Source organism: uncultured Amnibacterium sp., from assembly GCF_964244015.1.
Lineage (GTDB): Bacteria > Actinomycetota > Actinomycetes > Actinomycetales > Microbacteriaceae > Amnibacterium.
In genome coordinates this window covers 1-18,593 of sequence record NZ_CAXTHO010000039.1, presented here as the reverse complement: position 1 = coordinate 18,593, position 18,593 = coordinate 1, and the positions used below count along the sequence as shown (strand labels likewise).

29 protein-coding genes are annotated in these 18,593 nt (G+C 69.5%); 3 read left to right on the top strand and 26 right to left on the bottom strand.

What is annotated here, in order from left to right; all coding sequences use genetic code 11:
* Positions 1-44: 44 nt before the first annotated feature.
* Entirely contained in the window at positions 45-1,004 is a 960-nt protein-coding gene (gene coaA, locus ACFE67_RS06565; protein WP_375406068.1) for a type I pantothenate kinase, read from the top strand.
* A gap of 71 nt (positions 1,005-1,075) precedes the next feature.
* On the opposite strand, the gene ACFE67_RS06560 is transcribed toward coaA, so the two are convergent.
* The 5 genes from ACFE67_RS06560 to ACFE67_RS06540 all read right to left on the bottom strand — a co-directional run bounded on the left by ACFE67_RS06560 (position 1,076) and on the right by ACFE67_RS06540 (position 4,919).
* Positions 1,076-1,546 carry a hypothetical protein gene (locus ACFE67_RS06560; RefSeq protein ID WP_375406065.1) on the bottom strand — a complete coding sequence of 157 codons (471 nt, stop codon included), beginning with the start codon at positions 1,544-1,546 and terminating at the stop codon, positions 1,076-1,078.
* A complete protein-coding gene (gene glmM / locus ACFE67_RS06555; protein ID WP_375406064.1) occupies positions 1,543-2,892 on the bottom strand; it encodes a phosphoglucosamine mutase in 1,350 nt (449 codons plus the stop codon). The genes ACFE67_RS06560 and glmM overlap by 4 nt, the downstream gene beginning before the upstream one ends.
* 23 nt (positions 2,893-2,915) lie before the next feature.
* On the bottom strand, positions 2,916-3,398 hold the full coding sequence (gene rpsI / locus ACFE67_RS06550) for a 30S ribosomal protein S9 (protein ID WP_375406063.1): 483 nt from the start codon (positions 3,396-3,398) through the stop codon (positions 2,916-2,918).
* A 24-nt stretch (positions 3,399-3,422) separates the two neighbouring features.
* Positions 3,423-3,869: a 50S ribosomal protein L13 gene (rplM, locus tag ACFE67_RS06545; RefSeq protein ID WP_375406062.1), complete on the bottom strand. Its 447-nt coding sequence runs from the start codon at positions 3,867-3,869 to the stop codon at positions 3,423-3,425.
* Positions 3,870-4,055: 186 nt separating this feature from the next.
* Positions 4,056-4,919: a tRNA pseudouridine synthase A gene (locus tag ACFE67_RS06540; RefSeq protein ID WP_375406061.1), complete on the bottom strand. Its 864-nt coding sequence runs from the start codon at positions 4,917-4,919 to the stop codon at positions 4,056-4,058.
* A 50-nt stretch (positions 4,920-4,969) separates the two neighbouring features.
* On the opposite strand from ACFE67_RS06540, the gene ACFE67_RS06535 reads away from it, so the two are divergent.
* Together ACFE67_RS06535 and aroD are read left to right on the top strand one after the other, a co-directional pair.
* Positions 4,970-6,022, top strand: a complete 1,053-nt coding sequence (locus ACFE67_RS06535) for an ATP-dependent DNA ligase (RefSeq protein ID WP_375406060.1) — start codon at positions 4,970-4,972, stop codon at positions 6,020-6,022.
* Positions 6,019-6,792: a type I 3-dehydroquinate dehydratase gene (aroD, locus tag ACFE67_RS06530; protein WP_375406059.1), complete on the top strand. Its 774-nt coding sequence runs from the start codon at positions 6,019-6,021 to the stop codon at positions 6,790-6,792. The genes ACFE67_RS06535 and aroD overlap by 4 nt, the downstream gene beginning before the upstream one ends.
* Positions 6,793-6,833: 41 nt before the next feature.
* Here aroD and ligD read toward each other — a convergent pair whose 3' ends face one another.
* From ligD to rplP, 21 genes are all read right to left on the bottom strand, one after another.
* On the bottom strand, positions 6,834-7,859 hold the full coding sequence (ligD, locus tag ACFE67_RS06525; RefSeq protein ID WP_375406058.1) for a non-homologous end-joining DNA ligase: 1,026 nt from the start codon (positions 7,857-7,859) through the stop codon (positions 6,834-6,836).
* Between the two features lie 88 nt (positions 7,860-7,947).
* Positions 7,948-8,553, bottom strand: a complete 606-nt coding sequence (rplQ, locus tag ACFE67_RS06520) for a 50S ribosomal protein L17 (RefSeq protein ID WP_375406057.1) — start codon at positions 8,551-8,553, stop codon at positions 7,948-7,950.
* Entirely contained in the window at positions 8,553-9,545 is a 993-nt protein-coding gene (locus ACFE67_RS06515) for a DNA-directed RNA polymerase subunit alpha (protein ID WP_375406056.1), read from the bottom strand. Before ACFE67_RS06515 ends, rplQ begins: the two co-directional genes overlap by 1 nt.
* Positions 9,546-9,672: 127 nt before the next feature.
* Positions 9,673-10,068, bottom strand: a complete 396-nt coding sequence (gene rpsK / locus ACFE67_RS06510; RefSeq protein WP_375406055.1) for a 30S ribosomal protein S11 — start codon at positions 10,066-10,068, stop codon at positions 9,673-9,675.
* 42 nt (positions 10,069-10,110) lie between these two features.
* Positions 10,111-10,491 (bottom strand): 30S ribosomal protein S13, encoded by a 381-nt coding sequence (rpsM, locus tag ACFE67_RS06505; protein ID WP_375406054.1) that lies wholly within the window; start codon positions 10,489-10,491, stop codon positions 10,111-10,113.
* Positions 10,492-10,621: 130 nt separating this feature from the next.
* The gene (gene rpmJ / locus ACFE67_RS06500; protein WP_119480711.1) at positions 10,622-10,738 is read right to left on the bottom strand and encodes a 50S ribosomal protein L36; all 117 of its coding nucleotides are present in this window, start codon (positions 10,736-10,738) and stop codon (positions 10,622-10,624) included.
* A gap of 88 nt (positions 10,739-10,826) precedes the next feature.
* Positions 10,827-11,048 carry a translation initiation factor IF-1 gene (gene infA, locus ACFE67_RS06495; protein WP_055965022.1) on the bottom strand — a complete coding sequence of 74 codons (222 nt, stop codon included), beginning with the start codon at positions 11,046-11,048 and terminating at the stop codon, positions 10,827-10,829.
* Between the two features lie 337 nt (positions 11,049-11,385).
* The gene (locus ACFE67_RS06490) at positions 11,386-11,967 is read right to left on the bottom strand and encodes an adenylate kinase (protein ID WP_375406053.1); all 582 of its coding nucleotides are present in this window, start codon (positions 11,965-11,967) and stop codon (positions 11,386-11,388) included.
* Complete coding sequence (gene secY, locus ACFE67_RS06485) at positions 11,967-13,298, bottom strand: preprotein translocase subunit SecY (RefSeq protein ID WP_375406052.1); 1,332 nt, start codon at positions 13,296-13,298, stop codon at positions 11,967-11,969. Before secY ends, ACFE67_RS06490 begins: the two co-directional genes overlap by 1 nt.
* 80 nt (positions 13,299-13,378) lie before the next feature.
* Positions 13,379-13,876 carry a 50S ribosomal protein L15 gene (gene rplO, locus ACFE67_RS06480; protein ID WP_375406051.1) on the bottom strand — a complete coding sequence of 166 codons (498 nt, stop codon included), beginning with the start codon at positions 13,874-13,876 and terminating at the stop codon, positions 13,379-13,381.
* Positions 13,876-14,061 (bottom strand): 50S ribosomal protein L30, encoded by a 186-nt coding sequence (gene rpmD, locus ACFE67_RS06475; RefSeq protein WP_375406050.1) that lies wholly within the window; start codon positions 14,059-14,061, stop codon positions 13,876-13,878. The genes rplO and rpmD overlap by 1 nt, the downstream gene beginning before the upstream one ends.
* Positions 14,061-14,702, bottom strand: a complete 642-nt coding sequence (rpsE, locus tag ACFE67_RS06470) for a 30S ribosomal protein S5 (protein ID WP_375406067.1) — start codon at positions 14,700-14,702, stop codon at positions 14,061-14,063. The genes rpmD and rpsE overlap by 1 nt, the downstream gene beginning before the upstream one ends.
* 218 nt (positions 14,703-14,920) lie before the next feature.
* Positions 14,921-15,280: a 50S ribosomal protein L18 gene (gene rplR / locus ACFE67_RS06465; RefSeq protein WP_375406049.1), complete on the bottom strand. Its 360-nt coding sequence runs from the start codon at positions 15,278-15,280 to the stop codon at positions 14,921-14,923.
* 2 nt (positions 15,281-15,282) lie between these two features.
* Positions 15,283-15,819: a 50S ribosomal protein L6 gene (gene rplF, locus ACFE67_RS06460; protein WP_375406048.1), complete on the bottom strand. Its 537-nt coding sequence runs from the start codon at positions 15,817-15,819 to the stop codon at positions 15,283-15,285.
* Positions 15,820-15,825: 6 nt separating this feature from the next.
* Positions 15,826-16,224: a 30S ribosomal protein S8 gene (gene rpsH, locus ACFE67_RS06455; RefSeq protein WP_375406047.1), complete on the bottom strand. Its 399-nt coding sequence runs from the start codon at positions 16,222-16,224 to the stop codon at positions 15,826-15,828.
* Between the two features lie 77 nt (positions 16,225-16,301).
* Positions 16,302-16,901 (bottom strand): 50S ribosomal protein L5, encoded by a 600-nt coding sequence (rplE, locus tag ACFE67_RS06450; protein WP_375406046.1) that lies wholly within the window; start codon positions 16,899-16,901, stop codon positions 16,302-16,304.
* Positions 16,902-16,904: 3 nt separating this feature from the next.
* Positions 16,905-17,264 (bottom strand): 50S ribosomal protein L24, encoded by a 360-nt coding sequence (gene rplX / locus ACFE67_RS06445; RefSeq protein ID WP_375406045.1) that lies wholly within the window; start codon positions 17,262-17,264, stop codon positions 16,905-16,907.
* A gap of 2 nt (positions 17,265-17,266) precedes the next feature.
* Positions 17,267-17,635: a 50S ribosomal protein L14 gene (gene rplN / locus ACFE67_RS06440; protein ID WP_375406044.1), complete on the bottom strand. Its 369-nt coding sequence runs from the start codon at positions 17,633-17,635 to the stop codon at positions 17,267-17,269.
* A 4-nt stretch (positions 17,636-17,639) separates the two neighbouring features.
* Complete coding sequence (rpsQ, locus tag ACFE67_RS06435; RefSeq protein ID WP_375406043.1) at positions 17,640-17,981, bottom strand: 30S ribosomal protein S17; 342 nt, start codon at positions 17,979-17,981, stop codon at positions 17,640-17,642.
* Positions 17,981-18,340 carry a 50S ribosomal protein L29 gene (gene rpmC / locus ACFE67_RS06430; RefSeq protein WP_375406042.1) on the bottom strand — a complete coding sequence of 120 codons (360 nt, stop codon included), beginning with the start codon at positions 18,338-18,340 and terminating at the stop codon, positions 17,981-17,983. Before rpmC ends, rpsQ begins: the two co-directional genes overlap by 1 nt.
* On the bottom strand, positions 18,340-18,593 hold a 254-nt coding region (gene rplP, locus ACFE67_RS06425), incomplete at its 5' end, for a 50S ribosomal protein L16 (protein ID WP_375406041.1). The genes rplP and rpmC, both read right to left, overlap by 1 nt.

Sequence of the window (18,593 nt, the reverse complement as noted above, 5' to 3'; positions counted from 1 at the left end):
AGCACAGTCCGGCACCCGATCAGGGGACAGGTGTCGTCACTACGATCGGCAGCGTGTCGGATCGCACCGCGCCCGCCTCCGGCCACGGCCCGAGCCCGTTCATCGAGATCGAGCGCTCCCGGTGGGCGACCCTCGCGGCCGGGGTGGCGCAGCCCCTGTCACCGGCGGAGCTGCACCGGCTCGCGGGTCTCGGGGAGCCGCTCGACGAGCACGAGGTCAGCGAGGTCTACCTTCCGCTCAGCAGGCTGCTGAACCTCTACGCGACCGGGGCCAGGCAGTTGCACGCGCGCACCAGCGCGTTCCTCGGCACCCGCGCGGAGACGACTCCGTTCGTGATCGGCGTCGCGGGCTCGGTCGCCGTCGGCAAGTCGACGGTCGCCCGCCTCCTCCGGGAGCTGCTGGCACGCTGGGACGACACCCCGAAGGTGGAGCTGGTGCCGACCGACGGGTTCCTGCACCCGAACGCGGAGCTGGAGCGCCGCGGCATCCTCGACCGGAAGGGGTTCCCCGAGTCGTTCGACCGTCGGGGCCTGCTGCGCTTCGTCACCGCGGTGAAGAGCGGCACGGAGGAGGTCCGTGCGCCGTTCTACTCCCACGAGCAGTACGACATCGTCTCCGGCGCCGAGATCGTGATCCGCAGGCCGGACGTCCTCATCGTCGAGGGGCTGAACGTGCTGCAGGCGCCGAGCAGGAACGGCCTCGCCGTCAGCGATCTGTTCGACTTCGGCGTCTACGTCGACGCGAGGACCCAGGACATCGCCGAATGGTACGTCCGCCGCTTCGAGCGGCTGCAGACCGCGTCGTTCGCGGACCCGAGCTCGTACTTCCACCGGTTCGCGGACCTGACGCCGGAGGAGTCCCGCGCGACCGCGATGAGCTACTGGACGTCGATCAACGAGCCGAACCTGCGGGACAACATCCTCCCGACCCGGTCCCGCGCGACGCTGGTGCTGAAGAAGTCCGAGGACCACGCGGTCCGCTCGGTCCTCCTCCGCAAGATCTGACGGGTGTTCGCGGATCAGGGGATTCGGGGGCGCTCCGCGCCTCCCGAATCCCCTGATCCGCGAACACTGCCTCAGCGGGCGGCGCGACCGGTCCGCTGACGCGTGAGGGCGGAGCCGATCGAGCCGACGAGCACGAACAGGCCGAACTGCCACAGCGCACCGACGAGCACGAACAGGTACTCCAGGTGCAGCCCACGGCCGAACGGCACGAGCACCGTGCCGGTGTCGAGGTACTGCGCCTGATCGGGCGGCCAGACCGAGAACAGCACCGTTGCGACCACGATGCAGGCCACGCCGGCCACCGCGATCGGCAGCAGCCGCTCGGATCGCAGCTTCCACGCCCTGGTCGCGGCGACGGACAGCACGAGCACTCCGGCGACGTAGACGAACGGCAGCACCAGGGAGACGAGTTCCCAGCCGGAGGGGAGCACGAGCCAGGCGGCGATCAGCTGGGGCAGGGTCAGCACCGCGCCGACGACGGCGATGCGCCGGATGCCCCGACGCCGGTCCGCCGGATCGGCGAGGGGCGCGACGCGGCTCACGGGAGTGCGAGCCGGTCGCGGACGACCTCGGCCAGCGCCGCGGCGACCGCCTCCGCCGTGGCGAGCTCGGCGGCCTCCACCATCACGCGGACGACCGGCTCGGTACCGGAGGGGCGGAGGAGCACGCGCCCCGTGTCGCCGAGCTGCCGCTCCGCATCGGCCACCGCGGCCAGCAGCACCGCGTCGTCGCCGGCGCGGTGCCGATCGACATCACTCACGTTCAGCAGCACCTGCGGATAGATCGTAGTCTCCGCGGCGAGCTCGGCGAGGGTCCTGCCGCTGCCCGCCATCTCCGCCATCAGGTGCAGACCGGTGAGCAGGCCGTCGCCGGTGGTGGCGAAGTCGGCCATGATCACGTGGCCGGACTGCTCGCCGCCGAGCGACAGGTTGCGCGCCCCCAGCTCCTCCAGCACGTAGCGATCACCGACCCGCGTCTGCAGCACCGTGATCCCGGCCGCCTCCATGGAGCGGAGCAGGCCGATGTTGCTCATGACGGTCGCGACGAGGGTGTCCTCACGCAGGACGCCGCGGGCCAGCATCGACTTCGCGAGGATCGCCATGATCCGATCGCCGTCGATGATCCGCCCGTCCGCGTCGACCGCGAGGCAGCGGTCCGCGTCGCCGTCGTGGGCGATCCCGACATCGGCGCCCGTGCGGATCACCTCCGCGGCGAGCCGGTCGAGGTGCGTCGACCCGACTCCGTCGTTGATGTTCATGCCGTCGGGGTCGTTGCCGATCGGGATGACCTCGGCGCCCGCGAGATGGAACACCTCCGGCGACACCCCCGCCGCCGCGCCGTTCGCGCAGTCGAGGACCACGGTGAGACCGTCGAGGCGGTGCGGCATCGACTCGATGAGGTGCACGACGTACCGGTCCTCGGCGTCCGCGAACCGCCGGATCCTGCCTACCTCGCCGCCGACCGGCGCGAGCGGCGGCTCGGCCATCGCGGCCTGGATGCGGTCCTCGGTCTCGTCCGGCAGCTTCGTGCCTCCGGCGGCGAAGATCTTGATCCCGTTGTCCGGGGCCGGGTTGTGGGAGGCGCTGATCATCACGCCGAAGTCGGCGCGGATGTCGGCCACCAGGAACGCCGCAGCGGGCGTCGGGATGACGCCCGCGTCGAACACGTCGACACCGGAACCCGCGAGTCCTGCCGCGACCGCCGCCGAGATGAACTCGCCGGAGATGCGCGGATCGCGGGCGAGCACGGCGATGGGTCGCCGGCGTTGCGACCGGGGGCCGTCGCCGAGCACGTGCGCGGCCGCCTGCGCGAGGGACATGGCCAGCTCGGCCGTGACCTCGCGGTTGGCGAGACCGCGCACGCCGTCCGTGCCGAAGAGCCTGGGCATCGACCGGTGGTGCTGCCCGCTGATCAGCGCTTGGAGAACTGCGGCGCCTTGCGCGCCTTCTTCAGCCCGGCCTTCTTGCGCTCCTTGACCCGCGCGTCACGGCTCAGGAAGCCGGCCTTCTTCAGGCCGGACCGGTTGTTCTCCTCGTCGATCTGGTTCAGCGACCGCGCGATGCCGAGGCGGAGCGCTCCGGCCTGGCCGGAGGGGCCACCACCGGAGATCTTCGCGATGACGTCGTAGGCGCCCGTGAGCTGCAGGATCGTGAAGGGGTCGTTGATCAGCTGCTGGTGCAGCTTGTTCGGGAAGTAGTCCTCGAACGTGCGGCCGTTGACCGTGATCGTGCCGCTGCCGGGGATGAGCCGGACGCGGGCGATGGCCTGCTTGCGGCGGCCGACTGCGGCTCCCGGGACGGTGAGCGGCGGGCGCTCGACGGCGGGGGCGGCCTCCGGCGTGGAGGAGGTGGTGAACGTCGACGGGATGTCGATGGAATCTGCGATCTGTGCCATGGTCTGTGCTGTCTCTTCCGGGCCCTACTGGGCGACCTGGGTCAGGGTGTAGGGCGTGGGCTGCTGCGCGGCGTGCGGGTGCTCGGCGCCCGCGTAGACCTTCAGCTTCTTGATCTGGGCGCGGCCGAGCGAGTTCTTCGGCAGCATGCCGCGGATCGACTTCTCGACGGTACGGGCCGGGTCCTTCTCGAGCAGCTCGGAGTACTTCGTTGCCGTCAGACCACCCGGGTAGCCCGAGTGGCGGTAGGCGATCTTCTCGTCGCGCTTCGAGCCCGTGAGGGCCACCTTCTCGGCGTTCACGATGATGACGAAGTCACCGCTGTCGAGGTGCGGGGCGAAGGTCGCCTTGTGCTTGCCGCGGAGGAGGGCGGCGGCGTGGCTGGCGAGGCGGCCCAGCACGACGTCGGTGGCGTCGATGACGACCCAGTCATGGGTGATCTCGCTCGCCTTGGGGCTGTACGTACGCGTCACTGTGTGCACGCTTCCTGTTCGAGGTGGTCGTGGATCCCGCTCCGCTGCCGGTTCCATGACGTGTCGTGCCCAATGGGCAGTGGCAGACGTCGGAACGAGCGATGGAGGGCTCGAAGCCGAGCAGGAGCGTTCCTGCAGGGCCGGTCAAGAGTACCCGACTTCCTGCTGGCCCACGACCGCCTCCGATCAGGGCAGGGCGCGGAGCGCTCGGGTCCGCCGCGCCTGGTCCGCCAGCGCATCGTCGGACGGATAGCCGACCTCGACGAGGGTGAGCCCGTACGCCGGAGCGACCGGGAACTCGTTCGACCGAATCGGCTCCTCGAGCAGCGCCGCCATGCGCTCCGGTGCGATCCTGCCGGTGCCGACGGCGATGCTCGCGCCGACCAGGGCGCGGACCATGTTGTGGCAGAACGCGTCCGCCAGGACCTCGGCGACGAGGACGCCGGAGGGGTCGCGCGCCCAGGTGAGGGACCGCAGGTCGCGGATGGTCGTTCCGCCGGGGCGGGGCTTGCAGTAGGCCGCGAAGTCGTGCAGACCGGTGACCGCGGCGACCGCTGCGCGCATCAGCTCGTCGTCGAGCGTGCGCGGGTAGCTCATCGTGCGACGGCGGTCGACCGGGTCGCGCGCGGTGAGCCGATCCGCGATCCGGTACCGGTAGCGGCGGTGGGTCGCGCTGAACCGGGCGTCGAACCCCGGCGGCGCGATGGAGGAGCGGTGCACGACGACGTCGCCGTCGACGTTCAGCAGCCCGGTCAGTCGCCGGGCGACCGCATCGACCTCCCCCTGGCCGTCGTGCCGGCGCGTCAGGGCTGCGAGCTGCTCCGGGGTCAGGTCGACGTGCGCGACCTGACCTGCCGCGTGCACGCCGGTGTCCGTGCGGCCGGCGACGACGAGCCGAGGTGCGGGGCCGTCCGCGCGCCCGACCGCGACCGCGAGCGCCTGCTCGAGCACGCCCTGCACCGTACGTTCGCCGTGGGCCTGCTTGGCCCATCCGGAGAAGTCGGTGCCGTCGTACGCGAGGTCGAGCCGCACGCGCACGCTCCCGTCCATGCCTCCATGGTGGCGGATGGAGCACGCCGCCGGCGCGGCAGGATGTGCGCATGCCGCTGTCCGTGGACCACACGATCGAGCCGATGCTCGCGAAGGCGGTGAGCGCCGTCCCCGCGACCACGACCGGTGGCGGTGCGCTGCTGTACGAGCCGAAGTGGGACGGGTTCCGCGGCATCGTCGCCTACGACGGCGAGACGGTCGAGATCGGCAGCCGAGGCGGCAAGACGCTGACCCGCTACTTCCCCGAGCTCGTCGAGGGTCTCGCGGCGGCCCTGCCGGGACCGTGCGTGCTGGACGGCGAGGTGGTGGTCCCGACCGGCGAGCCCGGGGCGCAGCGGCTCGACTGGGAGGCGCTGTCCCAGCGCATCCACCCGGCCGCCTCCAGGGTCGCGAAGCTCGCAGCGGAGACCCCGGCATCCTTCATCGCGTTCGACCTGCTGGCGGAGGGTGAGCGGTCGCTCCTCGGGACGCCGTTCGGCGAGCGGCGAGCGGCGCTCGAGGCGCTGCTGCCGTCGCCGTCCGCTCCGCTGTTCGTCTCGCAGGTCACCGACGACCCGGAGCTCGCGGCAGGCTGGCTCGCCGAGTTCGAGGGCGCGGGACTCGACGGCGTCGTCGCCAAACCGGTCGACGCGGTCTACTCCCCCGGCAAGCGCACGATGCTGAAGGTCAAGCACCACCGCACCGCCGACGTGATCGCGACCGGGTACCGCATCCACGCGAGCGGGCACGGCGTCGGCTCACTCCTCGTGTCGCTGTACGACGCGGAGGGAGTGCTGCGGCAGGTCGGCGGCGTCTCGGCGTTCACGATGCAGGTCCGCGACCAGCTGATCGACGACCTCGCGCCGCTGGTCGCGCGCGGCGAGGACGGCGAGCCCGTGCGCGGCGAGGGTGAGCGGAACCGGTTCTCCTCCTCCAAGGACACCTCCTTCGTCGTCCTCCGCCCGGAGCGGGTGCTCGAGGTGCGCTACGACCAGATGGAGGGCGCGCGCCTCCGCCACACCGCCCAGTTCGAGCGCTGGCGGCCCGACCGCGACGCCCTGTCCTGCTCCTTCGAGCAGCTCGAGGTGCCGCACGCCTACGACCTCGGCGCGGTGCTCCGGTGAGCTCCGTCGTGCGCATCGGCTCGGTCGAGGTCGGCTCCGGGCGTCCGAAGGTGTGCGTCCCGCTGACGGGGGCGACGCTCGACGAGCTGCGGGCCGAGGCGGCGTCGATCCGTCCGGCGGCGGCTGACCTCGTCGAGCTGCGGATCGACCGGTTCGCCGCGGTGGCGGACATCCGCGCCGTGCGGGATGCCGTCGACCTCGTGCGGGTCGTCCTCGATCCCGTGCTGCCGGTTCTGCTCACCCTCCGCACGGCCGCCGAGGGGGGCGGCGCGTCGATCGAGCCGGGCGCCTTCCGCGACCTCCTGCTCGACGCCGTGGCGGCGGAGGGGGTGGCTGCGGTGGACGTCGAGATGGCGCTTCCCCGCGAGGTCGTCGACGTCGTCGTCGAGGCCGCGCACGCGGCGGGCAAGCCGGTCGTGCTGTCGTTCCATGACCTCCGCGGCACGCCCTCGCGCGACGAGATCGTCGATCGGCTCCTGCGCCAGGAGTCGCTGGGGGCGGACGTCGTCAAGCTGGCGATCACCCCCGCTACGCCGGAGGACGTGCTGACGCTGCTCGCCGCGACGGCCGAGTACGCCGCGCGGGCCGACGCCCGCCCGGCGATCACGATGGCGATGGGGCCGCTCGGCGTCGTCTCCCGCATCGCGGGCGAGACGTTCGGCTCGGCCGTCACGTTCGGCACGGTCGGCGCCGCCAGCGCGCCCGGGCAGGTCGATGCGGTGGCGCTGCGCGCGGCCCTCGACCTGATCCACGACGCCCAGACCTGTTGACCCTCCGTTTTGTAGGACGGAGGTTCCTACAAAACGGAGGGTCAGTCCTCCTTGCGGGCTCGGGAGGGCTGCACGCGGGGCGGCTCCCCCGGCATCTTCGGATAGTCGGGTGGGAACGGCAGTTCACCCTCGCCGTTCGCGAGGTCGCGCTCCCACCACGAGAGCAGGGTCTCGAGCCCGCCCGCTTCGTCGTGCATCCTCGCCCACGGGTCCCCGACGGCGGCCAGGCGATCCGGGACCGTCAGCACGGTGAACGCGCCGGGATCGACGCCGGCATCGAGCTCGTCCCACGTGATCGGGCAGGAGACCGACGCGGCGGGCAGGGGGCGCGGGCTGTAGGCGCCCGCGATCGTGCGGTCCCTCGCCGCCTGGTTGAAGTCGAGGAAGATCCGCTCGCCGCGGAGCTCCTTCCACCACGCCGTCGTGACGGCGTCGGGGGTGCGGCGTTCCAGCTCGCGCGCGGCGGCGATCACCGCGTGCCGCACGTCGAGGAACTCCCACTCCGGGCGGATCGGCGCGTACAGGTGCAGGCCGCGGTTCCCCGACGTCTTCACGAACGCCGTCAGCCCCGCCTCCGCGAGCACGTCGCGCATGCCGAATGCGGCACGCGCGGCATCGGGCAGCGCCGTCCCGGGCTGCGGGTCGAGGTCGATCCGCAGCTGATCCGGGTAGTCGGAGGCGGCGGCGCGGGACGGCCACGAGTGGAACACGATCGTGTTCATCTGCGCCGCCCAGACGATCGCGGCGGGTTCGTCCAGGACGAGCTGCGGGTGGGAACGTGCAGAGGGATAGGTCACCTCCACGGCCCGGATCCACTCCGGCGCCCCCTTGGGCGGGTTCTTGGAGAAGTAGGAGTCACCCGTCACGTCACCGCCGAAGCGCTGCAGCGACACCGGTCGATCGCCGTTCGCCGCGAGGAACGCGTCCCCGACCGCCACGAAGTAGTGCACGAGATCGAGCTTCGTGATCCCCGCGTCCGGCCAGACCACACGCGATGGGCTCGACACCCGCATCGTGCGCGTCCCATGCGGCCCGTCGACATCGACGGTCGTCGCCTCGCTCGCCATGTCGGGAGCTTTTCATCTTTCAGGAGTTTTGGCGTCGCTTCAGCGGCGCCAAAACTCCTGAAACATGAAAACCGGAGGGCAAACGGGGTCAGGAGGCGGGCGTCGCCGGCTTCTCGTCGGGCACGGACGGCTCGTCGGCGGCGGGCGCCTCGACCTCCGGGGCGTCGTCCGCGGTCTCTGCTGCGGTCTCCTCCACCTCGGTCGCCTCAGGCGTCTCCGCCTCCGGCTCGACCGGCGCGGACTCCTCGATGGTGTCGGTCTCCTCGACCGGCACGTCGGAGGCGACCGGTGCGGTGGCGACCGCTGTGCGGGTGCGTGTCGCGCGCTTCGGCGTGACGGGCTCGAGGACGAGCTCGATCACGGCCATCGGCGCGTTGTCGCCCTTGCGGAACCCGGTCTTGACGATCCGGGTGTAGCCGCCCTGGCGCTCGGCGACCAGCGGCGCGATCTCCGTGAAGAGCTCGTGCACGACGGTCTTGTCACCGATGCTGCGCATCACTCGACGCCGCGAGTGCAGGTCGCCCCGCTTCGCGAAGGTGATGTACCGCTCGGCGATGGGACGGAGGCGCCTGGCCTTCGCCTCGGTCGTCTGGATCGAGCGGTGTTCGAACAGCTGGGAGGCCAGCTGAGCGAGGAGCAGGCGCTCGTGCGCGGGTCCGCTCCCGAGGCGGGGACCCTTGGCAGGTCTGGGCATTATGCGTTCTCCTCGTCGTCGTAAGCGGAGTAGAAGTGCGTGCCGTCGAAGCCGGGCACGGCGTCCTTGAGGGACAAGCCGAGCTCGACGAGCTTGTCCTTGACCTCGTCGACCGACTTCTGCCCGAAGTTGCGGATGTTCATCAGCTGCGTCTCGCTGAGGGAGACGAGCTCGCTCACCGTGTTGATGCCCTCGCGCTTGAGGCAGTTGTAGGACCGGACGGACAGGTCCAGGTCCTCGATCGGCATCGACAGCTCGGAGGACACCAGCTGGTCCACCGGGGCCGGGCCGATCTCGATGCCCTCGGCCGCGGTGTTCAGCTCGCGGGCGAGACCGAAGAGCTCGGTCAGGGTGCGGCCGGCCGACGCGATCGCGTCGCGCGGCGTGATCGCCGGCTTGCTCTCGACGTCGACGACGAGGCGGTCGAAGTCGGTGCGCTCACCGGCACGCGTCGCCTCGACGCGGTAGGTGACCTTGAGGACCGGCGAGTAGATCGAGTCGACCGGGATCTGGCCGGCCTCGCTGAACTCGCTGCGGTTCTGCGTCGCGGACACGTAGCCCCGGCCGCGCTCGATCGTGAGCTCCAGGTCGAAGCGCGCCTTGTCGTTCAGCGTCGCGATGAGGAGGTCCGGGTTGTGGATCTCGACGCCGGCGGGCGCCGAGATGTCCGCAGCCGTGACGGGCCCCTCGCTCTGCTTGCGCAGGTAGGCGGTGATCGGCTCGTCGTGCTCGGAGGAGACGACCAGCTGCTTGATGTTCAGGATGATCTCGGTGACGTCCTCCTTGACACCGGGGATCGTCGTGAACTCGTGCTGGACGCCCTCGAGCCGGATGGACGTGACGGCCGCGCCAGGGATCGAGGAGAGCAGCGTGCGACGGAGGGAGTTGCCGAGGGTGTAGCCGAAGCCCGGCTCGAGCGGCTCGATGACGAACCGCGAGCGGAACTCGCTGATGGGCTCCTCGGCGAGGGTGGGGCGCTGTGCGATGAGCACGATCGTGTCCTTTCGTGTCCGATATATGACACAGAGGGGTGAATTCCGGAGGGCTCCGGAGGCTTGCGAGGCAGGACTCTCCGTTTTGTAGGACGGAGCGTCCTACAAAACGAAGAGTCCGCCGAGCTCAGACGCGGCGGCGCTTGGGCGGACGGACGCCGTTGTGCGCCTGCGGCGTCACGTCGTTGATCGAACCGACCTCGAGGCCGGCGGCCTGGAGGGACCGGATCGCGGTCTCGCGGCCGGAGCCGGGGCCCTTCACGAACACGTCGACCTTCTTCATGCCGTGCTCCTGCGCCTGACGGGCCGCGGACTCGGCGGCGAGCTGCGCCGCGAACGGCGTCGACTTGCGCGAGCCCTTGAAGCCGACGCCGCCGGACGAGGCCCAGCTGATCACGGCACCCGTGGTGTCGGTGATCGAGACGATCGTGTTGTTGAACGTCGACTTGATGTGGGCTTGCCCGATCGCGATGTTCTTCTTCTCTTTACGACGCGGCTTGCGAGCCGCCTTCGGTGCTGCCATGAGCTGATCTCTCCTACGAAGTGGGTGTGGGAGGCGGGAGCGCTACTTGCGCCCGGCCTTCTTCTTGCCGGCGACGGTGCGCTTCGGACCCTTGCGGGTGCGCGCGTTCGTCTTCGTGCGCTGGCCGTGGACGGGCAGGCCGCGACGGTGGCGGATACCCTGGTAGGAGCCGATCTCGACCTTGCGGCGGATGTCGGCGGCGACCTCGCGGCGGAGGTCGCCCTCCACCTTGTAGGCCCCTTCGATGTGATCGCGGAGGGCGATGAGCTCGTCGTCCGTGAGGTTGCGGACGCGGGTGTCGGGGCTGACGCCCGTCGCCTTCAGCGTCTCGGCTGCGCGGGTGCGTCCCACGCCGTAGATGTAGGTGAGTGCGATCTCCACGCGCTTCTCACGCGGGATGTCGACGCCGGCGAGTCTCGCCATGCTGATCTCCTAGGGGAAGGATCCGGAGGTGTGGAGCAGCGCCGGTGCCCGAGCCTCCGACCCGGGGTGTCCCCCTCCGCGTGCGGAGGGTTCTGGTGCTGCCGATGTGTTCTGTTGTGGGGTCTGGCTGTCAGCCCTGACGCTGCTTGTGACGCACGTTCACGGAGCAGATGACCATGACCCGGCCGTGACGGCGGATCACCCGGCAGTGCTCGCAGATGGGTTTGACGGAAGGCGCGACCTTCATGGGAGTTCCTCTTCTCGCTGTCCTCGTACCGCCCGGGTGACCGGTCGGCCGTTACTTCTCAGCGATCGTGCGACGGACCGGCGATGGACTACTTGTACCGGTAGACGATCCGGCCGCGGGTCAAGTCGTACGGGCTCAGCTCGACGATGACTCGGTCCTCGGGGAGGATGCGGATGTAGTGCTGCCGCATCTTGCCCGAGATGTGCGCAAGCACCTTGTGCCCGTTGCTCAGCTCCACACGGAACATGGCATTGGGCAGTGCTTCGACCACCGCGCCTTCGATCTCGATGACACCGTCTTTCTTGGCCATAGCCTCACTTCGTCACTTGTTGTGGATGACCGACGAGCGGCGATCCACGATCGATCACTGGTCATGCGGGACGTCCGCCGGGCGGATGCCCTGCAGACGGGTCGGCGGTACGCAGCCCGGGAAACAGGGCATGCATGGCCGACAGGCGATCTTAGCCCAGATCGGGAGAGGGTCCGAACCAGCCGGGCGCTAGGTCCCGCATGGCTGGGACCCAGAGTGCGTTGTGAAGGAGATCCGGTGCCGAATCTCGGAGGGGCTCCAAGCTCGGAAGGCCGGATCTCCTTCAAAACGAAAGCCTCAACAACGCAACCACGCTGGGTCCCCCGCCGAAGGCGTACTAGTCCGACCCCTGCACCCGACCGCTGAGCGCCCCGGAGATGCGATCGGTGACCTCGTCGACGGACCCGACCGCGTCGACGCTGACGAGCACGCCGCGCTGGGCGTAGACGGCCACGAGCGGATGGGTCTGCTCCTGGTACACCTCGAGCCGCTTGCGGATCACGTCCTCCGTGTCGTCGCTGCGGCCCTGGTCCTTCGCTCGCTTCAGCAGCCGCTCGACGACCGCATCGGTGTCGATGACCAGCTGGATCACCGCATCGAGCCCTCCGGCGGTCTCCTCGAGCGTCGAATCGAGCGTGTGCACCTGCGGCAGCGTCCGGGGGAAGCCGTCGAGCAGGAAGCCGGCACCCGCGTCGCTGTGCGCCAGTCGGTCGAGCACGAGCGCGTTCGTCAGATCGTCGGGCACGTAGGCGCCGCGATCCATGTACTCCTTGGCCTGCAGCCCGAGCGGCGTGCCCTGCGCCACGTTGGCGCGGAAGATGTCGCCGGTCGAGATCGCCGGGATGCCGTACGACTCCGCGACGCGCACGGCCTGCGTACCCTTCCCGGCTCCCGGAGGGCCGATGAGCAGCATGCGCATCAGCGGAGCAGGCCCTCGTAGTGCCGTTGCTGCAGCTGCGAGTCGATCTGCTTCACGGTCTCGAGCCCGACACCCACGATGATCAGCAGCGAGGCGCCGCCGAACGGGAAGTTCGAGTTCGCACCGATGGCCACGAAGGCGACCAGCGGGATCAGCGCGAGCAGCCCGAGGTAGATCGAGCCGGGCAGCGTCACGCGGGTCAGCACGTAGTCGAGGTACTCGGCCGTCGGCCGGCCGGCGCGGATGCCCGGTATGAAGCCGCCGTACTTCTTCATGTTGTCCGCGACCTCCTCCGGGTTGAAGGTGATCGCGACGTAGAAGTACGTGAACCCGACGATGAGCAGGAAGTACATCGCCATGTACAGCGGGTGGTCACCGGTGGTCAGGTAGTTCTGGATCCACGTCACCCAGGGCGCGGGCGCGGAACCGTCCCTCGGCTGGTTGAACTGCGCGATCAGCGCGGGCAGGTACAGCAGGCTCGAGGCGAAGATGACCGGCACGACGCCCGCCATGTTCACCTTGATCGGGATGTAGGTGTTGTTGCCGCCGTAGGTCCTGCGGCCCACCATCCGCTTCGCGTACTCGACGGGGATCCGCCGCTGCGACTGCTCGACGTAGACGACCAGCCCCACGATGACGACACCGATCAGCACGACGACGACCGCGACCTCGGGGCTCTGCGCCTGACCGATGGCGATGATCGACTGCGGGAAGCGGGCGGCGATGGCCGTGAAGATCAGCAGCGACATGCCGTTGCCGACACCGCGCTCGGTGATGAGCTCACCCATCCACATGATCAGACCGGTGCCGGCCGTCATCGTCAGCACCATCAGCACGGTGGCCCACCACGCCGTGTTCGAGATCAGCGACGAGCAGGCCGCGTTCGTGCTCGAGCCGCTGCCGAACAGCGCGCCGCTGCGGGCGACCGTGATCAGCGTCGTCGACTGGAGGATGCCGAGCGCGATCGTGAGGTAGCGCGTGTACTGCGTCAGGCGCGCCTGCCCCTCCTGGCCCTCCTTGTAGAGGACCTCGAAGCGAGGGATGACCACGCGGAGCAGCTGCACGATGATCGACGACGTGATGTACGGCATGATGCCGAGCGCGAAGATCGACAGCTGCAGCAGCGCACCGCCGGACAGCACGTTGACGAGCGTGTAGAGCCCGCTCGCGGACGAGGACTGGCTCGCGAGGCAGCTGCGCACGTTCGAGAAGTCCACGAACGGTGCCGGCACGAACGAGCCGAGCCGGAAGATCGCGATGATCGCGAGGGTGAACAGCACCTTGCGGCGCAGGTCGGGCGTGCGGAAGATCCGCGCGACAGCACTGAGCACTTGTCTCCCTCAACACCTTTGGTTGGCCTGACATGGGTCGGGGCCTCCGCCGTCAAGCGGAAGCCCCGACACGATGCAGATCAGCCGACCGAGCCGCCTGCGGCCACGATCTTCTGCTGCGCCGACTCGGACACCTTGTCGACAGCGACGTTCAGACTAACCGCGATGTCTCCGGAGCCGAGGACCTTGACCAACTGGTTCTTCCGCACGGCGCCCCTGGCGACCAGATCGGCGACGGTGACGTCGCCGCCCTGCGGGTAGAGCACGGCGAGCTTCTCCAGGTTCACGACCTGGTACTCGACGCGGAACGGGTTCTTGAAGCCCTTGAGCTTCGGCGACCGCATGACGAAGTTCAGGTTGCCGCCCTCGAGGCCCGCACGCACGCCGTAGCGCGCCTTCGTGCCCTTGGTGCCGCGACCTGCGGTCTTGCCCTTCGAGCCCTCACCGCGGCCGACCCGCATGCGGGACTTCTTCGCGCCGGGGGCGGGACGGAGGTGGTGGACCTTGAGCAGGTTGACCTTCTCCGCCTTGCCGTCTCCACTGGATTCGGCGGCGGCGACCTTCTTGAGTTCAGCCATCAGTCGATCTCCTCAACCTTGACGAGGTGGGCGACGGCGCGGACATAGCCGCGGTTCTGGGGCGTGTCCGGACGCTCGACGGTCCGTCCGATCCGCTTCAGACCGAGCGAACGCAGCGTGTCGCGCTGGTTCTGCTTCTCGCTCACCTTGGACTTGATCTGGGTGATTCGCAGCGTCGTGGCCATCAGGCGCTCGCCTTCTGGGCCGCTGCGGCCGCGTCCTGCATGCGCAGGAGGCGGGCGGGGACGACCCGGTCGATGTCGAGACCGCGGCGACCGGCGACCGCGGCGGGCTCCTCGAGCTGCTTCAGCGCGGCGACGGTCGCATGCACGATGTTGATCGTGTTCGACGAGCCGAGGGACTTCGACAGCACGTCGTGGATACCGGCGCACTCGAGCACGGCGCGGACCGGACCACCGGCGATGACGCCGGTGCCGGGCGCCGCAGGACGCAGCAGGACGACGCCTGCAGCAGCCTCGCCCTGCACGGGGTGCGGGATCGACGCGGCGATGCGCGGGACGCGGAAGAAGTTCTTCTTCGCCTCCTCGACGCCCTTGCTGATCGCGGTGGGGACCTCACGGGCCTTGCCGTAGCCGACGCCGACCGTGCCGTTGCCGTCGCCGACGATCACGAGGGCGGTGAAGCTGAAGCGTCGACCACCCTTCACGACCTTGGAGACGCGGTTGATCGTGACGACCCGCTCGAGGAAGTTGCTGTCCCCGCCCCGGTTGTCACGGCCACCGCGGCCGCCGCGGTCGTTGCCACCGCGCTCGTTGCGGCCACCGCCGGCGCCACCGGCGCTCTGGCCGCCACGACCCCGGCTCAACCGGTTGTCCCGGCTGACGGAATCGGTACCGGCAGCGGTCTCGACCGGCGCCTCGACGACGGGCTCGGCGGCCGTTGCCGTCGTGGCCGCGACGGCCGCAGCGAGCTCGCCGGCGTCGCTCGTCTCAGCAGCCTCCGTCGTCGTGGCGGCGTCGGTCGGCTCCGTGGCCTCGGGGGTCTCCGGAGTGGTGTCGGTGCCGTTGGAATCAGATGCAGTGCTCACAGGCTCAGCCCGCCTTCCCGGGCGCCGTCGGCCACAGCCGCCACGCGTCCCGCGTACTTGTTGCCGCCGCGATCGAACACGACGGAGTCGATGCCGGCGGCCTTCGCGCGCTCGGCGACGAGTTCGCCGACGCGCTTGGCCTTCGCGGTCTTGTCGTCCGACGAGGCACGGAAGTCCGCCTCCAGCGTCGAAGCGGAGGCCAGGGTGCGGCCGACGGAGTCGTCCACGACCTGTACGAAGATGTGCCGGGCGGACCGGTTCACGACGAGACGCGGTGCGACCGCCGTGCCGGAGATGCGCTTGCGGAGCCGCGTGTGGCGCTTGTCACGCGCGGCGGAGCGAGAGGTGTTCGCCATGGTTACTTCCCACTCTTCCCGGCCTTGCGGCGCACGTTCTCGCCGGCGTACCGGACGCCCTTGCCCTTGTAGGGCTCGGGCTTGCGGATCTTGCGGATGTTCGCGGCGGTCTCGCCGACGGCCTGCTTGTCGATGCCCGACACGGTGAGCCTGTTGTTGCCCTCGACCGTGAAGGAGATGCCGGCGGGCGGCTCGACGAGCACGGGGTGCGAGAAGCCGAGTGCGAACTCGATGCTCGTGCCGCGGGCCTGCACGCGGTAGCCGGTACCGACGACCTCGAGGCCCTTGGAGTACCCCTGCGTCACGCCGATGACCTGGTTGGCGATCAGCGTGCGGGTCAGGCCGTGCAGCGACTTGGAGCGGCGCTCGTCGTCCGGCCTGGTCACGATGACCTTGCCCTCTTCGATGGACGCGATCAACGGCGCCGGCACGGTGTGGTTCAGGGTGCCCTTGGGGCCCTTGACCGTCACCGCGGCGCCGTCGATGGTCACGTCGACGCCCGAGGGGATGTCGATGGGAAGTCGTCCGATTCGCGACATGTCAGCTCACCACACGTAGGCGATGACTTCTCCGCCTACGCCCTTCTTGGTCGCCTGGCGGTCCGTGAGGAGGCCGGAGGAGGTGGACAGGATCGCGACGCCGAGGCCGCCGAGCACCGTGGGCAGCTCGGTGGACTTCGCGTAGACGCGGAGGCCGGGCTTCGAGACGCGCTTGATGCCGGCGATCGACCGCTCGCGGTTGGGGCCGTACTTGAGGTCGAGCGTCAGGGTCTTGCCGACGCGGGCGTCGGCGACGCTCCAGTCGGCGATGTAGCCCTCGTCCTTCAGGATGTCCGCGATGCGCGCCTTCAGCTTCGAGTGCGGCAGGGTCACCGTCTCGTGGAAGGCCGAGTTCGCGTTGCGCACCCGCGTGAGCAGGTCCGCGACCGGATCGGTCATGGTCATGGAGTACTTCTTTCGTCAGGTTTCCGGGAAGGTCCCGGACCTCGTACGGACCCCTGTGACCAGGGGCGTGTCACGCGCTAGGAGGCGGCGCGGAACGGGAATCCGAGAGCGCGGAGCAGGGCCCGGCCCTCGTCGTCGGTCTTCGCGGTGGTGACCACGGTGATGTCGAAGCCGCGGACCCGGTCGATGCGGTCCTGGTCGATCTCGTGGAACACGCTCTGCTCGGTCAGACCGAAGGTGTAGTTGCCGTTGCCGTCGAACTGACGGTCGGACAGGCCGCGGAAGTCGCGGATGCGGGGCAGCGCGAGCGTCACGAGACGGTCGAGGAACTCCCATGCCCGATCGCCGCGCAGCGTGACGTGGGCACCGATCGGCTGGCCCTCGCGCAGCTTGAACTGCGCGATGGACTTGCGGGCCTTCGTGACCTGCGGCTTCTGACCGGTGATCTTGGTGAGGTCGGTGACCGCGCCGTCGATGATCTTGCCGTCGCGGGCGGCCTCGCCGACGCCGGTGTTCACGACGACCTTCACGAGGCCGGGGACCTGGTGCACGTTGGAGAACCCGAACTCCTTCTGGAGGTTCGGCACGATCTCCGAGCGGTACTTCTGCTTCAGGCGCGGCTGACCCTTTTCGTTGGAGGAAGGGGTCTCAGTCGGCGCAACAGTGGTGTCCGTCATGGGTTACAGGTCCTTCCCGGACTTCTTCGCGTACCGGACGCGAACGGTCTTCGTGACGCCGTCGACCGTCTTCGTCTCGACCCGGTGGCCGACCCGGGTCGGCTTCTTCGAGTCGGGGTCGACGACGGCGACGTTCGAGATGTGGATCGGCGCCTCGACCGTCTCGAGACCACCCGTCCTGGTGCCGCGCTGGGTCTGGCCGACGCGCTCGTGCTTGGTGACGAAGTTGACGCCCTCGACCACGACGCGGTTGCGCTCGACGAGGACCTCGAGGACCTTGCCCTGCTTGCCGCGGTCGCCGCCGCGCGCCTGCGTGGCTCCTGCGATCACCTGGACGAGATCGCCCTTCTTGATCTTGGCCATGATCAGATCACCTCCGGTGCGAGCGAGATGATCTTCATGAACTTCTTGTCGCGGAGCTCGCGACCGACCGGACCGAAGATGCGCGTCCCGCGGGGATCGCCGTCGTTCTTGAGGATGACGGCGGCGTTCTCGTCGAACTTGATGTAGGAGCCGTCGGGACGACGGGTCTCCTTGACGGTGCGGACGATGACTGCCTTGACGACGTCGCCCTTCTTGACGTTGCCGCCCGGGATCGCGTCCTTGACGGTCGCGACGATGGTGTCGCCGAGACCGGCGTAGCGACGGCCGGAGCCGCCCATGACACGGATCGTGAGCAGCTCTTTGGCGCCGGTGTTGTCGGCGACCTTGACTCTGGACTCCTGCTGGATCATCGGGTCACTTCGCCTTCTCGAGGACCTCGACGAGGCGCCAGCGCTTCGTGGCCGACAGCGGCCGGGTCTCGCTGATGAGCACGAGGTCACCGATGCCGGCGGAGCCGACCTCGTCGTGCGCCTTCACCTTGCTGGTGCGGCGGATGACCTTGCCGTACAGCGGGTGCTTCACGCGGTCCTCGACCTCGACGACGATGGTCTTGTCCATCTTGTCGCTGACCACGTAGCCGCGGCGGGTCTTGCGGTAGCCGCGGGCGCTCTCGTCGCGGATGTCGTGCGCGCCACTCTCGTGACCGGCGCTGCCGTGACCGGCGGCCGCAGCCGTGGCCTCCTGAGCCTTCGCCATTACTTCGTCTCCTCGGACTCCGCGGCCGGCTGCGTGGCATCCACGTCAGCGGTCTCGGTGGTCGTATCGGTCGCCCCGTCGTCCTTCTTGGCGCGGGAGCGCTTCGGCTTCGCCTCGGCGACCGGGGCGGGTGCCGGGGTGGCCCGGATGCCGAGCTCGCGCTCGCGCATCACGGTGTAGATCCGGGCGATGTCGCGCTTGACGGCGCGGACTCGACCGTGGGCCTCGAGCTGACCGGTGGCCGACTGGAAGCGCAGGTTGAAGAGCTCCTCCTTCGCCTTCCGGAGCTCCTCCGTCAGGCGGCCGTCCTCGAACGAGTCGAGCTCGGTCGGAGCGAGGGTCTTGGTGCCGATCGCCATCAGGCGTCTCCCTCCTCACGGGTGATGATGCGTGCCTTGAGCGGCAGCTTGTGGATGGCGCGGGTCAGCGCCTCCTTGGCGAGCGACTCCTCGACGCCGGCGACCTCGAAGAGGACGCGGCCCGGCTTGACGTTCGCGATCCACCACTCGGGCGAGCCCTTGCCGGAACCCATGCGGGTCTCCGCGGGCTTCTTCGTGAGCGGACGGTCGGGGTAGATGTTGATCCACACCTTGCCGCCGCGCTTGATGTGGC

Excerpts from the sequence above, each read along its gene's own strand:
- rplN (WP_375406044.1), bottom strand. The coding sequence starts at position 17,635 with ATGATCCAGCAGGAGTCCAGAGTCAAGGTCGCCGACAACACCGGCGCC.
- rplR (WP_375406049.1), bottom strand. The coding sequence starts at position 15,280 with ATGGCGAACACCTCTCGCTCCGCCGCGCGTGACAAGCGCCACACGCGG.
- rpmD (WP_375406050.1), bottom strand. The coding sequence starts at position 14,061 with ATGGCCACGACGCTGCGAATCACCCAGATCAAGTCCAAGGTGAGCGAG.
- rpsI (WP_375406063.1), bottom strand. The coding sequence starts at position 3,398 with ATGGCACAGATCGCAGATTCCATCGACATCCCGTCGACGTTCACCACC.
- ACFE67_RS06540 (WP_375406061.1), bottom strand. The coding sequence starts at position 4,919 with ATGGACGGGAGCGTGCGCGTGCGGCTCGACCTCGCGTACGACGGCACC.
- rplX (WP_375406045.1), bottom strand. The coding sequence starts at position 17,264 with ATGGCCAAGATCAAGAAGGGCGATCTCGTCCAGGTGATCGCAGGAGCC.
- rpsK (WP_375406055.1), bottom strand. The coding sequence starts at position 10,068 with ATGGCAGCACCGAAGGCGGCTCGCAAGCCGCGTCGTAAAGAGAAGAAG.
- rpmC (WP_375406042.1), bottom strand. The coding sequence starts at position 18,340 with ATGGCGATCGGCACCAAGACCCTCGCTCCGACCGAGCTCGACTCGTTC.
- rpsH (WP_375406047.1), bottom strand. The coding sequence starts at position 16,224 with ATGACCATGACCGATCCGGTCGCGGACCTGCTCACGCGGGTGCGCAAC.
- rplF (WP_375406048.1), bottom strand. The coding sequence starts at position 15,819 with ATGTCGCGAATCGGACGACTTCCCATCGACATCCCCTCGGGCGTCGAC.
- ACFE67_RS06490 (WP_375406053.1), bottom strand. The coding sequence starts at position 11,967 with ATGCGCATGCTGCTCATCGGCCCTCCGGGAGCCGGGAAGGGTACGCAG.
- ACFE67_RS06535 (WP_375406060.1), top strand. The coding sequence starts at position 4,970 with ATGCCGCTGTCCGTGGACCACACGATCGAGCCGATGCTCGCGAAGGCG.
- rplE (WP_375406046.1), bottom strand. The coding sequence starts at position 16,901 with ATGACGGACACCACTGTTGCGCCGACTGAGACCCCTTCCTCCAACGAA.
- rpsM (WP_375406054.1), bottom strand. The coding sequence starts at position 10,491 with ATGGCGAGACTCGCCGGCGTCGACATCCCGCGTGAGAAGCGCGTGGAG.
- ligD (WP_375406058.1), bottom strand. The coding sequence starts at position 7,859 with ATGGCGAGCGAGGCGACGACCGTCGATGTCGACGGGCCGCATGGGACG.
- infA (WP_055965022.1), bottom strand. The coding sequence starts at position 11,048 with ATGGCCAAGAAAGACGGTGTCATCGAGATCGAAGGCGCGGTGGTCGAA.
- rpmJ (WP_119480711.1), bottom strand. The coding sequence starts at position 10,738 with ATGAAGGTCGCGCCTTCCGTCAAACCCATCTGCGAGCACTGCCGGGTG.
- glmM (WP_375406064.1), bottom strand. The coding sequence starts at position 2,892 with ATGCCCAGGCTCTTCGGCACGGACGGCGTGCGCGGTCTCGCCAACCGC.
- rplQ (WP_375406057.1), bottom strand. The coding sequence starts at position 8,553 with ATGCCCAGACCTGCCAAGGGTCCCCGCCTCGGGAGCGGACCCGCGCAC.
- rplO (WP_375406051.1), bottom strand. The coding sequence starts at position 13,876 with ATGGCTGAACTCAAGAAGGTCGCCGCCGCCGAATCCAGTGGAGACGGC.
- rpsQ (WP_375406043.1), bottom strand. The coding sequence starts at position 17,981 with ATGGCGAAGGCTCAGGAGGCCACGGCTGCGGCCGCCGGTCACGGCAGC.